Genomic DNA, 285 nt, shown 5'->3' on the forward strand with positions numbered 1-285 from the left:
GTAGACAATATAATTGTTTGTGCAAGCACCGCTAAAGGACAGATCGCGATAGGAAATGACGAAGACACATCAATATCAACTGCAGATATTGAAGATAACAAGATAGAACTCAACAATATAAACAGTGCAGGAATCTACCTAGTTGGTGATCCAACAAACAAGTTTGAAAACATATCTATCTCCAGCAATATCGTAACAGGTAAGATGCGAGCAGCAATTTTTGTCGGCAGCTCTACGATGCCAAGCACATTTGCCAATTTCAAAAATGTTCTGGTATCGGAAAAT

1 pseudogene is annotated in these 285 nt (G+C 38.2%); it reads left to right on the plus strand.

From position 1 onward, the window contains the following. Nucleotides 1-285, plus strand: a pseudogene (locus JO375_RS05290) (hypothetical protein); the annotation flags it as partial.

This window comes from Paenibacillus farraposensis, from assembly GCF_020736845.1.
In the GTDB taxonomy this organism is placed as follows: domain Bacteria; phylum Bacillota; class Bacilli; order Paenibacillales; family Paenibacillaceae; genus Paenibacillus; species Paenibacillus farraposensis.